General features: G+C 68.0%; 12 protein-coding genes and 2 pseudogenes. 5 read left to right on the top strand and 9 right to left on the bottom strand.

Annotation, left to right across the window (positions count from 1 at the left end; all coding sequences use genetic code 11):
* Window positions 1–11 precede the first annotated feature (11 nt).
* From QOM21_RS00685 to QOM21_RS00670, 4 genes and pseudogenes are all read right to left on the bottom strand, one after another.
* Window positions 12–605, bottom strand: coding sequence for a carbonic anhydrase (locus tag QOM21_RS00685; RefSeq protein WP_407547524.1), 594 nt, complete (start codon window positions 603–605; stop codon window positions 12–14).
* A 1039-nt stretch (window positions 606–1644) separates the two neighbouring features.
* Window positions 1645–2499, bottom strand: coding sequence for a sucrase ferredoxin (locus QOM21_RS00680; RefSeq protein WP_407555534.1), 855 nt, complete (start codon window positions 2497–2499; stop codon window positions 1645–1647).
* A gap of 52 nt (window positions 2500–2551) precedes the next feature.
* Entirely contained in the window at window positions 2552–3757 is a 1206-nt protein-coding gene (locus tag QOM21_RS00675) for a cupin domain-containing protein (RefSeq protein ID WP_407547523.1), read from the bottom strand.
* An 820-nt stretch (window positions 3758–4577) separates the two neighbouring features.
* A pseudogene (locus QOM21_RS00670) lies at window positions 4578–5423 on the bottom strand (LysR family transcriptional regulator); the annotation flags it as partial.
* A 367-nt stretch (window positions 5424–5790) separates the two neighbouring features.
* Here QOM21_RS00670 and QOM21_RS00665 point away from each other — a divergent pair.
* The 3 genes from QOM21_RS00665 (at window position 5791) to QOM21_RS00655 (ending at window position 8327) form a co-directional block, all read left to right on the top strand.
* Window positions 5791–7368: a hypothetical protein gene (locus QOM21_RS00665; protein ID WP_407547522.1), complete on the top strand. Its 1578-nt coding sequence runs from the start codon at window positions 5791–5793 to the stop codon at window positions 7366–7368.
* Window positions 7361–7552, top strand: coding sequence for a hypothetical protein (locus QOM21_RS00660; RefSeq protein ID WP_407547521.1), 192 nt, complete (start codon window positions 7361–7363; stop codon window positions 7550–7552). Before QOM21_RS00665 ends, QOM21_RS00660 begins: the two co-directional genes overlap by 8 nt.
* Before the next feature lie 502 nt (window positions 7553–8054).
* Window positions 8055–8327, top strand: a complete 273-nt coding sequence (locus QOM21_RS00655) for a DUF1876 domain-containing protein (protein WP_407547520.1) — start codon at window positions 8055–8057, stop codon at window positions 8325–8327.
* Between the two features lie 76 nt (window positions 8328–8403).
* Here QOM21_RS00655 and QOM21_RS00650 read toward each other — a convergent pair whose 3' ends face one another.
* Both QOM21_RS00650 and QOM21_RS00645 read right to left on the bottom strand, forming a co-directional pair.
* A complete protein-coding gene (locus QOM21_RS00650) occupies window positions 8404–9255 on the bottom strand; it encodes a ribonuclease BN (RefSeq protein WP_407547519.1) in 852 nt (283 codons plus the stop codon).
* Window positions 9256–9596: 341 nt separating this feature from the next.
* On the bottom strand, window positions 9597–10247 hold the full coding sequence (locus QOM21_RS00645) for a carbonic anhydrase (RefSeq protein ID WP_407547518.1): 651 nt from the start codon (window positions 10245–10247) through the stop codon (window positions 9597–9599).
* On the opposite strand from QOM21_RS00645, the pseudogene QOM21_RS00640 reads away from it, so the two are divergent.
* A pseudogene (locus tag QOM21_RS00640) lies at window positions 10246–10653 on the top strand (recombinase family protein); the annotation flags it as partial. The gene QOM21_RS00645 and the pseudogene QOM21_RS00640 overlap by 2 nt on opposite strands.
* A gap of 358 nt (window positions 10654–11011) precedes the next feature.
* Here the strand turns inward: QOM21_RS00640 and QOM21_RS00635 are convergent.
* A complete protein-coding gene (locus QOM21_RS00635) occupies window positions 11012–11935 on the bottom strand; it encodes a hypothetical protein (RefSeq protein WP_407547517.1) in 924 nt (307 codons plus the stop codon).
* Between the two features lie 411 nt (window positions 11936–12346).
* On the bottom strand, window positions 12347–12634 hold the full coding sequence (locus QOM21_RS00630; protein WP_407547516.1) for a peptidoglycan-binding protein: 288 nt from the start codon (window positions 12632–12634) through the stop codon (window positions 12347–12349).
* Window positions 12635–13158: 524 nt separating this feature from the next.
* On the opposite strand from QOM21_RS00630, the gene QOM21_RS00625 reads away from it, so the two are divergent.
* Window positions 13159–13698, top strand: a complete 540-nt coding sequence (locus QOM21_RS00625; protein ID WP_407547515.1) for an allene oxide cyclase barrel-like domain-containing protein — start codon at window positions 13159–13161, stop codon at window positions 13696–13698.
* Between the two features lie 403 nt (window positions 13699–14101).
* Here the strand turns inward: QOM21_RS00625 and QOM21_RS00620 are convergent, their stop codons facing one another.
* A complete protein-coding gene (locus QOM21_RS00620; protein WP_407547514.1) occupies window positions 14102–14383 on the bottom strand; it encodes a hypothetical protein in 282 nt (93 codons plus the stop codon).

Here is a 14383-nt window from a genome sequence, read left to right as displayed (position 1 = left end):
GCGTGTACGGGTCACAGCGGCAAGAAGGTCTTGCCGTCCGGCCCGCATGCCTTGGCTGCTCCGGTGTGCACCTCGTAGTACCAGGCGTGCACCTGCAAGGTGCCCTCCGCGACCCCTTCCACGATGCAGGGGTGGGTGTGCAGCCGCTCCACCTGGGCGACCGTGTGGAGCTGGACCGCCTCCGCGATGTCCGGGGAGTGGGGGGTGGTGGTCTCGGGCCTGGCGGCAGCGTGCTCCAACCAGCCTTGTACGGCGGGTAGTTCGGAGAGGTTGCCTCCGCTGATCAGCGCGTTGACCGCGCCGCAGTGGGAGTGCCCGCACACGACGACATCGCGGACGCCGAGTACCCGAACTGCGTACTCGATGGTGGCTGTCTCGGCGGTGGGGTGCTCGCTGCTGTACTCGGGCACGATGTTGCCCGCCGTGCGCAGCTCGAACAGTTCACCTGGGCGTGCGCCGGTGATCAGGGACGGCACTACGCGGGAGTCGGAGCAGGTGATGAACAGCACCTCGGGACTCTGCCCGGCCTCTAGGGCGCTGAACTCCTCAGCACGGTCTGCTACATGCGCCGTGAAGGATCGTGCGTTGTCAACCAGGGACTTCATGGTGGCCTTTCTCCTGCGCCGCGAGAGTGGCCGCGGGCGCGGTGTGTTCAGGTCATCAGTGGAAGGAACATGTGCCGGTTCGCCTGAAGGCATCAACCGGTGATTCCGCGGCATCGTTGACGCGGAGTAAGAGGTGATACGGGACGGACGACGCTCGCGCTTACGGAGCGGAGCGCCTCGCCACGGCAGGGCGACGGGAGCGGGAACGTCTGTGGTCCGGGAGTGGCCATGCCGACCAGGGGCCGAAAGCGCACAGAATCCGCCGCAGCTCCATCAGCACATCCCCCCGAGTAACGTGGCCATGAGCCAGACGTGCACGCTTTCGCGACAGCACGTCAGGCGGTTCGCTTGACTATCGCGCGAACACCTCTTTGCCTGGAGATTACCCTACGGTCGGGGCTCAAGTCACGGTCAAATAACGGCCAAGCGCCGTCCCCTGCGGCCAAATTGGCGCATTTCCCAATGCGAACCACCCGGGCGTACGCGCCGTGGTGCGGGATCCGGCGAGCGCTTCTACACACGCCCCCGCCCTTCGAGATCCGGCTTCACCGCAAGACGCGTCCTGCCCGGCCACCGGCACGTCATGCGCCTGTCAGCCTCGCGGCGTGCGCCGGACAAGTACACGACGGTGTGGCCAGAACGGGGGGCGGGAGCGGGACGCTCCTAGGGGATGACTTCAGATCTCGCGCCCACATCAGAAGCGATGGGAGGGTGACGGCGGCTTGGTAGGACTCGGCAGTCTTGCCGCGGCCGGGACCGTTGAGGCGCGCCTCGCAGGTTAGGGACCTGCTTGCGCAGTTGCTCGGCGCTCCTGCGGGCAGTCTTGCCTCACGCTCCTGGGCAACGTGTACGTGGAGCGCACCAAATGGCGCCGGACCCAACGACGCGAGCAGGGAACTGCGTTCTCTTGATGCGCACCTCCGTCGCCGTTTTTTTGTTCCTAGGTCACCGGTGGCGGGGGCAGGAGGAGACGACCGATGTAGCGTCCTTCGGGCAGGTCGCCCGCGTCCACGTCTCAATGCCGGCGGCTAGGACAAGCTCAGCCGATGCGGATCGAAGTGACCTTGTAGATCACGGCCGAGCTCATTGAAGGTCCGCGGCAGGTCAGCCGGCACGGCGGTGTGCGGTGGGCCTGCACCTCGACGTCGATGGCCGCGGGACGTGGTGGGCGTCCGGTGATGCGAATCCGCCAGCGGTCGATGTCGCGGGAAGTCTCGGCGATCACGTAGTCGTGGCGGCCGGCGGGGCCGAAGCGTCTGAGTACGGCTGCGACAGCGGCCTGCTGCGGCGGGAACAGATCCGTGTATCCGCGCAGGTGCTCTGCCTGAATGCGGTCGGCCAGGTGCTCTTCGATCACTGCGACGGACGACCTGGCATCGAGCCCGCCGTAGTAGACGCCGTCGGGTGCGACGACGACGTTGGCGGCGAACCTGTCACCGCCCACGTGGGTGCATTCCCACACCAGGTCCGGCCAGCGTTCACTCAGGACGCGTCCCACGGGCCGTCCGCGCAAGGCGCAACAGGCGTCGTGCTGACCGTGGGTGCAGACGAGGACGACGGGCTGACAGCCGAGCTCTCCGGGGGCACCGAGGGCTCTGGCGATCTGCGCCAAGTCCTCATCTCGGCTCCACGTGCCCCATTGCTGCCGATGGGCGCCGGAGCTGTCATGGCGCAGTACGGCCCAGCGGCTGGAGCCTTCGGGCCTGCGGGGGCCGTGCCGCCTGACCAGAAGCACTCGTGCCCGCATCGCCTGGGCGGCGGAGAACACGCATGCTTTGGTGGCAGGCTCAAGATTGAGGCCGTCGAAGCCGTTGGGAGGCCAGCCGCCTCGGTACTCGATGAGGACCCAGACAGAGCCGTGCGGTGCTGTGCCCATGATCGAGTCGCCGCGCATCCGGGCGTAATCGGCGCAGAAGAAGCGGCCTGTCGCACTCACCGCGGCGCAGTCACCGTTCGGCGGGCACCAGTACGCCCGCGCGCAGCAGTCTCTCGACGAGTCGGACGCCGAGATCTCCGGCGGTGCGGACCTCTCCGTCCAGCACGCGGGTTACCGACGGCAGGTCGGTCTCCGGGAAGTCGAGCCAGCCCACGCGTGTGGTCAGGCGCGAGCCCTCCAATCGAGCTTCCAGCGCCTCACGGAGCCGCACTCGGGACTCAGGGCCGAGGTCGTCGACGGCCCTGAACTGGGCCAGCGGCCCCAGCGGCGCCGGGCGTCCGTGCCCGCGCCGGGTGCGGTGAAACAGCGGGGCGGAATCGGCCTCTGTGACGGCGGCGACGAGGCGTTCACGGACGATGTCGATCTCGCCGGCCGGTCCGTTCACGCCCAGAGGCAGGGTCTGGCGCATCTGGGGATCCTCGCGCAGCACCGCGAGTGCGGATCGGGCGAGCTGTTCGGCCAGTGCGTAGCGTGTCCAGCTGTGGATTCCGAGCGTCAGGTGGATCGAGACGTCGCCCTGCGCCTGCGCGCCGTGGAGCCAGCCCCGCGGCAGGTAGAGGACATCGCCGGGCTCCAGCACGGTGTCGATGTAGGGCTTGCCCTTCGCGGCCTGGGCCACGGCGGAGCGGTGATCGGTCCAGGGCTGATCGGGCAGCGGATCCGAATGGACGGGCTCGTGGACGAGCCAGAGCTTGGTGCCTTCGATCTGAAGGACGAAGACATCGTGGACGTCGTAGTGGTCGTCGAACCCGTGGTTCTGCGGCGGCGTGACGTAGGCATTGGCCTGCACGGGATGTCCCAGCTCTGTGCTCAGTCTGGCGCTGAAGTCCGCGACCGGCTGCCATGTGCGCTGCAGAGCCTGCAGGACGAGTGTTGCGCCGTTGGCAAACCCGCGCCACAGCGCGGTGTCGTCGAGCTGGTCGGAGATGGTGGCGCCGACGCCGCCGGACGAGGTGAAGGACGAATCGGGCAAGGTGGCGCCATCCTTGGCAACGCGGAGAAAGGGCGTACGCAGTCCGCGACGCGAGATCAGTTCGTCCACGTCGTCGGCGGAGAACAGGTCGGAGAAATCGCTTGCACGGTGGGTCAGCAGAGCAGTCCGCGCCCATATGTCGCGGGCGAACTCCTCCCGGCTCAGGTTGGTCAAGCGCGTCTCCAGAACCCCGGCGCCCGCTGTGGCGCCGACGCCCGGGATCTCGGTGCCGGGAGTACTCAAGAGCGGCTGCCGGAGTCGTCGGCGCCTCCGTCGGCTCCTCCGTCGTGGGCGCCGGGTGTGCCGGCTGCGCCGCCGTCCGCGGGGCCTTCTGCTCCGTTGTCGGCTCCTCCGTCGTGGGCGCCGGGTGTGCCGGCTGCGCCGCCGTCCGCGGGGCCTTCTGCTCCGCCGTCGGCTCCTCCGTCGTGGGCGCCGGGTGCGCCGGCTGCACCACCGTCCGCGGGACCCTCTTGCTGGTTCGGAAGCTGCTCGGGGTTGGTCATCATGCCTCCTGAGAATCGGACGGCAGGGACCGGGCTCTCGCATAGTGCCTGATCGGCAGAGAGGGCGATCCTCATGGACACCGCCCACAATCACCGTATCGCTGTGGGGCGAAAGCATCGATTCGAGAGGGAAAATCTCGCGGGCGCCGGACCGGTCGGTGCGATCGTTCGGACTCCGGAAGCGTGGCGCTGCCCGAAAACGCGGGCGGACGGTTCCTCCCGAGCTTCGGAGCCGAGGGCCAGACAGCGACAGGCTGTACACGTGCGGGGACAAGCAGTGGTCAGGCGCGTCATCAATGGCGACACCGCTGCCCGGTGCTCGCCGCGGCGGTGTGCTGTCCACCCCCACCGGGGTACCGATCGCCCGGTGCAGCCGCTCCGGAGTCCGGTTCGTCACTGACCTAGCAGACCGGCCCCAGCGCGATCGCACCGAATGAGACCTCAGCCGTACGGCCCAAAACCTCCATTGGTCCGCTGCGTTCCCGGCGCTCAGCTGAGAAGCTCCGTGGATGATCGCCGAAACGTCCATCCCCACCGCCGGACAGAGGTAGGACTGCGCGCTACTTGGGCTGGGGGTGGGTGGCCCTCTCCGTACAGCTGCGGGCGACGCTATCGGCGAAGACCCGGGCGAGCGGGGTAAGGGCGTCCCAGCGGCGGACGGCCCAGCCGACGGGGAGCGGGGGCAGCTCGGGGATGGGGATGAGGCGGAGAGGACCGTCACCGGGTACCTCCCAGCCGGGCAGGACAGGCACGACGGCGTGACCGAGGCCGAGCTCCACCAGCAGGAGGGCGGTGTCCCAGTCGGCGACGCTGGTGTCGGACCTGGTCCGGACACCGAGCTCGGCGAACGCGGCGTCGAGGCGGGCGCCTGAAGTGGAGTTCTGAGGGAGTCGGATGAGGCTGATGTCGCTGAATTCAGCTGTGTTGACACAGGGTTGGACCGCCAGTGGATGGTCGGCGCGGACTGCCAGTACCCAGGGCAGGGCGACGACGGGGCGCTGCTCGATACCGCGCACCGGGCCGGCGATCGTGACCCAGGCGAGGTCCAGGTTGCCGGCGGTGAGCGCGTCGAAGCAGTTGCGGCTGGAGGTCTCCGTCCGGAATTCCAGACAGACCTTCGGGTAGCGCTGCCGGAAGGCGACGATGGCCTCGGACATGAAGTGCCGCACGGTTGTTCCGCCCGTGGTGACACGTACGGCTCCGCTGTCGCCGTTGACAAGGTCCCCGAGACGCCGCAGGGCCAGATCCAGGCCGGTGATGCTGTCCGAGGCGGCATCGCACAAGACGCGCCCCGCGTATGTGGGCACGACGCCGCGTGGCCGGCGTTCCAGAAGGCTCACACCGGCCTCTCGCTCCAGGCGTTTCACATGCTGGCTCACCGCTGATTGCGTGCAGGTGGTGGGGCGCGGAAACGTCTATGGCCGGTGGATCTGGACCTCGCACACGGCCACGGCATCGGTGAAGGTCGGCAGTAACTTCTACGACGTCTCCGCCTACCACAAAGCATCGCCCATAGGCGGAACTGTGCATGGCTGATCGCGCTCCTCAGCGCGGCCGAGGCGGGCCCCGGAATTCCGGGGCCCGCCTGGCGGCGTTGCTCACTCTGGCACTCGTACTGCCGTCCTGCGCTCCCGCGCCGAAGTATCAACAGCCGAGGCCGGGCACTGACTTGTACGGTGCGCTGCCCGCCCCGTCAGCAGCCACTCCGACCTCCTGCGCACCACCATGAACGCCCGGATGGAAAACCGTCCCCCCGCAACGAGGGCAACGGCGGTGACTGTGGCATCTCCCGATGCCACCCGTGCCCTGGCCGCCGCTTACATCCTGCAGAGGGGGAACGCCGCCTCCCCGGCAGATCTACGACTGGCCCGACCGACTCTCCTGCCCAACCTGCGCGCCCAGATCGTCAGTTCTCGCTCCCCGGAGAAGGCCGCAGCTGTCTTGCACGCGCTATCAGACCTGGCTGAGACCGATCGCAGCCTGCTCCCGACCTCAGAGCTTAAGGTGCTTGTTACGACGGCTGCTGCGCGCGCCGATCGCATTGCGAGCAACGGGCCGAGCGCCGTCGTGCCGCTGCTCTCCGCAGTGCACCGCGCACAACGTCACTGGCCCCGGCAAACGCGCGAGCCGCTCACCCACATGGCTCGCCTCCTTTGCGACACCAAGCCTTCAGCGGAGGCGGAGCCCGGCGACTCCCTCGTCGCCTATCACTGGAAGCTCACGCTCGCCAAGGTTGGCGGCTGCCGCGTCTCCACATCGGAGAGAGCCGTAGCGAGCACGGCCGAGAATCGTGCCGCTAAAGCAGCGCGACACGCGGATCAAAATCAGCCCTCGATCTCAGATGCCCTCCTGACGCTCGAGATGCTCCCTTCCTCCAGCTCCTCAGCATCGGGCACCCGCACCGCCCGAGAAAGTGCCTGGAAGGACATCGCGGAGAGGGTTGACGCGTCGGGGGACTACTTCTCCGGCATGTCCGCCCCGCTGTCCGAGCTCGTTGCTGCGGCGCGCCGCAGCCAGATTGACGAGCGCCCGCTCCGCCTCTCCCGGAGCAATGTTTCTGCGCTGCGCGCCGTGGCCGCTCTCGCGGGTGCGGTGACCGACACTCCGGAGCCGGCGGGGCTCCTCGACTCGCTGGCCACCACCACTACGCTCCGATGGCTGGATTCAGCGCCGACGAGAGCGAACCAGCGGCCGGAGACAACACAGCGCCCTGGAGTCAATCAGTGGGCAGCATCCGTGGTGGCGGACATCGCCGCAGGTTCGCCCGCTGCAGCCAAGAAGCTTCAGGAACTCTCCACTGCGCGGCCCACTCACGGGCATCGCTCTGCGCTCACCGCCGGAGAGGCGGCCGACATGGTGACGCTCACGTCTGTGGCCATGCTGGACGCGTACCGTGCCGGGATCGGATGCTCGCGCCAGGCCGATGCGGCCTCCGCGGCAGGCGGGCCGGCAGCCCAAGCAATCGCCCAAGGCAAAGTCGCCTCCTCGCCCACCACGCTCGTCTGGTCCGCACTGCTGACCGCACGTGATCTGCATTGCAACCACGGCAAATCCGATGTTTCTGTCGGCCCGCTCACGGCTCGGCTGACGCAACTGCGTATGCAGCAGCTGCGCACCCATGAATCACCTGTCGTCAGCAATTGGGCGCTGGCCGAACTCGCCTGCTCCGGCCCTCGCAGACTGCATGGCGCCCACGCACCCACGGCCCGTGACGCCGGAATCGGCCCTGTGGCCGCCCAGCCGAGCTCGGCCTTGTACGCATGGGCCCGACTCCAGCAGATACGTAAGACCGGCTGTTCAGGGGGGCTATTCCACCCCGTGAGAGGATTGAAGGATGAAACAGATGACTGACCAGAACACACGCCGCATCCCGGCGAGCGGCTTGGTCTTCGTGGCGGTCATCGCTGTGGCCGGTGGGTTTGGTCGTGACCTGTGGCCGGGCCTCGCCATTGCGATCATTGCCCTGCTCTCAGCAGCGTCCCTGTGGCGGCCCCGGACCCTCGCCGATAACAACCGCGGCGTTCACGAGGATTGAGCCTGCAGGCAGGTGCGGCCCTGAGAGGAGTGCGGTTGGCGTCGGCGCGGCCGCGCGGTGCGGGGTTTCAGCCCCGTTGGACGCTTTCGCTCACCAGGTGGCCCTCCCCGGAGGGGGCGAATAATCGAGTGGAACTGATGCGAGTGTGACCGCTGCTCTGTAGGAGGTGGTGGTCTTCTCCTATCGGGTGGCGATGCCGCGGAAGCTGAAGACGGAGTCCGACGAGTTGCGTCGGCGGTAGACCCCAGGTTGAGGTCTGATGGGCGGTTGCCGCAGCGCAGCGCGTGCGATGGAGCCGGCGCCGCTGCTGGCCGTTTCTTTTGCGCGGATGCTGCCGTGACGCTGGCCCAGTGTCATCAGAGGGCGAGAGGGCCCAGTCGTCGCAGGCGAGGTGGGCTTTCGCCTGTAAATGCGTTGCCACCACGTTGCTCCCCGCGAGAGCGCCGTGCGCGGCGGCTGGAGTGGGCGCACCCTGGTAAGAGGGGAGCTGGAGGTGACTGTCATGTTGCAGACCGCCATCGGATGGCATGTCGAGCTGGAATTCGAGGAAGACGCCAAACGCACGCGTGCGGCCGCGCTGATACGGCTGCGCGACGGCACCGAGGTACGGGCCCATGGTTACGCGAGCCGTCACCCGGCCGACTCCAATCAGCCCAGGGTCGGTGAGGAGGTCGCGGGTGCCCGCGCACTCAACGAATTGGCCATGAGGCTGCTGACCAAGGCCCACGACGAGATCGACGACGCGTCCGGGCGTGTGTCGTATCCACTGACCTGAGACCGGCTCCTACGCGGAGGCGGGGCACGCCCGTGCATGCCGCTCTGGGAGGAGTCGGCCAGGGGCGCTGTGCATGTCAGCTCCGGGGCGTACGGCGCCTGTGCCGTTTCCATGCGCGTGCCCTGCGGGAGGCCTCATCGAACAGGAGTCGGCCCGTAAGCGCACCCCCGAAGACGACGACACCGACACCCACCAGCCAGGACTGGATGACGAGGACGGTGCCGACGGGGCCGTAGGTGACGGTGCTGGATGCGATCAACGGTGAGAAGACGAGACTGGAGAAGACCCTCAGGCCGATGAGCCCGACCACGGTGGCCACGGCGCCGGGGAACAGGGCACGCCAGCGGACCCGTCCGCCGAGCAGTACGTGCTGGGACCACCAGAGGAACAGCACGGCGCTCAGCGACGCGATGACCCCGCCCGCGAGGGGCTCGCGCTGCAGCGTGGTTGCCGAGGCGAAGAGAAATCCGGTCAGCACAGCGAGCCACACCACATGCCGCCAATGGGCATGCCAGCGGGCCGCCGGCAGGCCCCAGACCTTCTCGTAGCCGGTCTGAACCGCTACCCCGAAGGTCAGGCCGAACAGGGCAAGGGCGACGAAGCCAAACGCCGTCGTACTGCGCAGAGCCTGGTTGGGTCGAGCGAACAACTGCTCGATCAATTCTCTGGAGGCCGTCGAGACCCCGAGCCCTGCCCCGAGCCACTGCGCGAACCCTCGCCCGTGCTTGGGGTCACCAGTGGAAACAATGATGAGCAGCGGCACCAAGGTGAGGAACCCGAGCGCGGCAAAGCCCAACGCGCGCTGCCCCAGTTCAAGCTCCCTGCTTTGCCGCCACCCGCGGCCGACCGGCGACCGGCCGACCGCGCGTCGAAGCCGCCTGGTCAAAGAGGCGTGTTCCGCGTCCGCGGCGTTGGGCTTCATTGGCATACCAGTCGACTACCACGCCCCATGCCGGCATCACGCGAGGGCGCGGCGCTCGGTTCTGTCGAGTTCCCCGTCCAGGCTCGTGCCGGTGTGGTGTCGAGCCGGGCGTGGGACGGCGCGGGCGAGCTCCTGTGGTTCGGCCGTAGGCGGCTGGCCTGCGGCGATCTGCCCAGCGACCAAGTCGACCTGTGGCCGCATGCTCAGCACCCCTGGGGTGCGGGCCGCGCCCTCCCAGCGATGGCGCAGCGCGAAATCGCAACGCCAGGCGTGCCCCCGACGCGCTATGGGCCAAGACCGAACGGGCCTAGCACCGTCCTTGCCGCCGTTGCCTGTGGAGCAGGCGCTCAGGCCCCCGGGCCGGAGGCTGCCGCTTCGGCAGGCAGGCCGCGGGTGGTGACGAGTCGGGCGCTGCCGTCGGCCAGCCGGTAGGACAGGCCCACCACAGCCGTCTGTCCGGCGGCGACCTGATCGGCGAGCACCCGCGAGCGGTCGAGGAGGAGGTCGACGGTGTGCCTTATGTGCTCGGCGATGATGTCGTCGTCCTGGGTGAGCCCGGCAGCGCGGGCCGCCAGAACGCTAGGGGTGACACGTTCGATGACGTCGCGCACGTACCCGGTGGCGGCAACGCCGTCGGTGAGGGCGGCGCGGGTGGCAGCGACCGCACCACATGAGTCGTGACCGAGGACCACGACCAGCGGGCAGTCCAGCACGCTCACGCCGTATTCGATGCTGCCCAGCACCTCCGGCCCCGCCACATGGCCGGCGGTGCGGACGACGAACAGGTCACCCAGGCCCCGGTCGAAGATGACCTCGGCGGCCAGGCGGGAGTCGGAGCAGCCGAAGAGCACCGCGAACGGACGCTGGCCGGATGCGGTCTCCGCACGGCGTGCGGCGTCCTGGTTCGGGTGCTCCGAGGTGCCGGCGACGAAGCGCTCGTTGCCGGCCAGCAGCAGCTCAACGGCCTCGGATGGAGTCAGCGGAGGGGCGTCAGTCATGGCAGCAGGCTACGTCCAAGCCGCGCTCGCCGCTCTGTCGGGGCTCGCCGACCGGGCCTGGGCCGCCCGTCCGCCGATCTCCAACGCGCCGGCCCCGGTCGACCGCCGCAGCCCGCTCGCGGGCGTCACTCCGGGGGAGCGGCTCGCGGCGCTGTCTGGACCAGGGCTCGCCGCCCAGTCGGACAAGCCGGCTGCTGAACCCGCTCTCGGTGTGTCGACCGGCCGGCCGTCCCGCACACCGACTGGTCTGGATTGCTACGGCAGGTCCCCACAGGACCTGGTGAACATGATCGCCGAGCTCCGCGCCCGGGGCATTGGATTCCAGAGCCTGCACGAGGCCCTCGACACCACCACCCCGGGCGGCCGCCTGATCTTCCACGTATTCGCCGCACCGGCGGAGTTCGTCCGCGGACTCATCGTGGCTGGCACCCAAGAGAGCTTGGCCGCCGCGCGAGCCAGCGGCAAGACCGGTGGTCGCCTGATCATCGTCACTGCCGAACTGATCCGCGCCGCCCCGCGACATGCTCCTCAACCCGGAGAACAGCGTCGTCGGCATCGCCCGGATTCGAGGCCCGGACGGACGACGGTCCGAGCCGCGCTGCGGTTTAGGTCGGCGGGCCGAACGACAGGTGGCGGCGCACTGTGCGGGAGACCGATGTGCGGCTCCGAGTCGCACCGGAGCCCTTGTCATCTGGGCAGAGCCCGCCGGAATCCAGCCGGTCGGCCTCCACAGTGGCGGTGGTCTCGATGTCCGGGGCGTCCGTTCATGGGGGCCGTCTCGGCTCGCGGCTGCGGCTCGTTGCTCCGCTCTTGCGCAAGGGCCGCCCGGGCTTGCTCCCGCCCTTGGACTCCGAGGCCGGCTTCTTCGCGGTCTGCTCAGTGGCCTCCGAGGCGTGGCGCGAGGCTTTGCCCGAGATCTTGCCGGACGCCCTGGCCGTGGACTTCTTCGCCTTACGCGCATCCGACCGCGCGGTGGCAGTGGCGCTGCCGCCCGCTTCTTCGACCGTCTTACCCGCAGCCACCCCCACCTCCTTGGTGGCCTTTCCTGCGCCCTTGCCCACCTCTCCCGCTGCCTTCTCAGCCCCCTCGCCGATGTCTCCCGCCGCCTTACCGGCTCCCTTGCCCACGTCCTGCACCGCTTCTCCGGCACCCTTCCCCAATTCGTCGACCGCCTTCTCGGCACCGCTGCCCAGGCTCTCCGCCGCTGACCCGAGACCGGATGTCACGTGCTCCAGGATCTGGGGGTTGCGGTCGATGGTGGACAGCACCCTGCCAACGATCGCAGCGACATTGTCGAGCCGGACCTTGAGCAGGGCTTGAGCCTCCACGCCCTTGATGTCGAGCTCCACACGGCCGAGCGACACGTCGGCGCCGACGTTGAGCTTGAGAAGGTCCAGGACCTCCACCTGCAAGGAGACCCTGGCCTGCAGGTCCTCGACCTGCAGACTGATCTCATCGACCTGGAGCTGCGGTACGTCGAGGAGGACGTCCGGATCGTCGGACCTGCCGGCGGGCTGAGACGGAGGCGTTTCTTCCAGCTCGCCTTCGAGCAGCTCGTCCTCGTCTTCTTCGACCTCGTCGTCCCACTGAGCGTCAGCCGACCCGCCCTCGGAGAGGGATCCGTCGTACTGCTCCTCGTCCTTCTCCTGCTCCTCCGGATCGGGCTCAGCGTGGGCGTGGTCCCTCATGCTGCCCCTCAAATTGTGAGTGCGAGTATCCCATCGTTTTTCACACTAGGGGCGGCATCCTCATCCCGCGCCCGGAGACAGCGCTGCCTGAGAGCAGGAACTTGCCGGCAGCAAGGTGCCGACCAGGGACGTTGTGCAGTGCGCCCATCGCTTGGCGCCGCCGCGCCAAGAAGAACTGGTTTGCATCGCACCCTGGTGGCAATTACGTCAGCATTTGGAACGGCCCGCGCAGCAATACACCGTCACCCCGCGGCCGTCCGCCTGAGACTGCGCAGTGGCCAGCGGTGGCGAATCGAGCCGATTACCCCGCATGCCGCCTCATACGACAAGCGATAGTAGAGAAGGACTGCGGCTTCTGTCGGCGGCAAGGCGGCCTTGAAAGCAGATGGAGCTCGGCACGCTGAGTGGCCGTCACTCCGAATAGGGAACCCGGAGCTTGGCCCAGGACGTTGGTCCCGGCCAGCCGTCCGCGTCCGCGCCCTGGTACCCGAGCTTCCTCTGCCACGTGGCGTAGCAGTCGCGGTGGTGTGTCGTCCACAGATTTCCGCTGAGAGGGTGGGCCGAGGGTGGGCCGGCCGAGCCGAATTCGGAGCATCCTTCTTCGACCAGGCGCGTTGCCATCAGGTTGATGATCGGGCTGCTCGGCTCACTTTTGAACCACTCGGAACCTGGGAAGGGCACATAACTGGATGTGTTCATCCTTGTATGTTGGTCGTATCCACCACTGCCCGCATGTCCACGGCCTTGCGGCTCGGTGAGTGCATACGACTGGTGGATGCCTGAGGATCGTTATCGCTGCATCCTGCCCGGCCGGCAGCGTGGAGGCATACCTGGAGCTCCTCGGGTTCTCCAGGCTGCGCACCGATCCTCACGTGCGCGGATCCTCGCCGTCATCGAAGCGCCCTCAGGTGAATCGGCGCAACTTCCCGCAACCTTCATGAGACGGACCGCGGCTGACTCCTAGCGTCGGACTGCCGGATTCCCGGTACGGCCCATGACCTGAGCGAGGCCCTGATGACGCATGTGCCCAGCACGGCGGGCTGTCACACGGTGTTTGTCGACGGTCCGCAGGACTGAGCACACGGAGATAAAGCTGAGCGAATGCATCTTCATCATGCCTCCGAGGTCATGACCTCATGGCGATATTGATCTTAGACAGGGGGACTGGCCACTCATAGCGTCGAGGTGTCCGCACATAGAGAGCGCAGTGAGGAGAACCCATTATGGTCACCGACGGTCTGGGGTCAGCCGGCATGTGCTGGAGGGGGCGGGGGAGAGGTAACGCGCCCCGAGCGACGCTCGTCAGATTGTTAGCTGTATCGCTGGCCACTGCTGTGGTCGGCGCGTGTGCTGTAGCCGGCGCAGGCGCTGATACCCCGGAACGAGGTCAAGTCGAGGTCCTCGAACTCAAGATTCGGAACGAACAGCACGCGGCTACCGATCTCGGCCCGGAGGGGCCAAGCTTGAGCGATATGAGCGTCTACTCCGGCGCCGCCATACAGGACGGCCGCAGAGTCGGACGTGGGGGTGGGTCGTGCCAGGTAATTCACGTCGGGGCCGATGAGCTCACGACGCAGTGCCTGATCACGATAGAACTCGAGCGTGGCTCTCTGACGATGCAGTCGCTCTCGCGCAGCGGAGTAATTTCGCTGGACATGGCCATCACTGGCGGTACAGGCGACTTCAGTAAGGCTCGGGGCACCGCTCGCTACTGGGACATCGCAACGCCGAAAGAGAGGCTGCGGGTCGAAATCCAGCGCTGATCGTGAAGCAACTCCGGAAGGTGGTGCCATGGTCGATGACGGTCGGTCGACGGCGGGCAGCGGATCCTCAACGGTGCTGACCGTCTGTCAGGCGCCACCGAGCCGTTGCCGCATGGCTGTGGTCGCCTGTCATCGGCCTGACCGCCGAGGACGTCGGCACGCGCTGACAGGCATTTCTGCGCAGCCCGCTGGGTGCCCTGGGACCTGGACCATCCGTGGGCCCCACGCCGTCCAGCACAGGCGTCGTCATCGGCCGGCCCCGGGCCACCCGTAGGGAAAGGACAGCCCTACGGGGGGGTGCGCGAGTGGTCGTTAGTGGCTGCCACCCTCCGTTGCCGCCTCGCGTGCGGGTGGCAGTTGAGAGCGGGCCGCTGTGGTGAACGGCCCGCTCTTCACCGGTCCGTCAGAGGATGCCCAGAAGGCCGAGGCCCAGGAGGCCGCCGCGGCCGAACCCGTAGCCGTCGTTGCGGTGGTGACGATTGTCCTTGTGCTTGCAGGTGCAGCGATGGTCGCGGTCCCGCTCCTTGCCCCACTTGGAGTGGCCCCGCTCGTGGCCCTTCATGTCCCGGTGGTCCGACGCGGAGGCCGGCGCTTTGGGGGCAGCCTCCGCAACGCCGGCGAGAGGGACGACGGCGACGGCGCTCAGCACCGTGGCCGCAAGGCAGTGGCTGATGAGCTTACGCAT

The sequence above is a fragment of the Streptomyces sp. Pv4-95 genome (assembly GCF_045782725.1).
Lineage (GTDB): Bacteria > Actinomycetota > Actinomycetes > Streptomycetales > Streptomycetaceae > Streptomyces.
The sequence above is the reverse complement of the archived record's forward strand: the minus strand, read 5'-3'. Positions and strand labels throughout refer to the sequence as shown.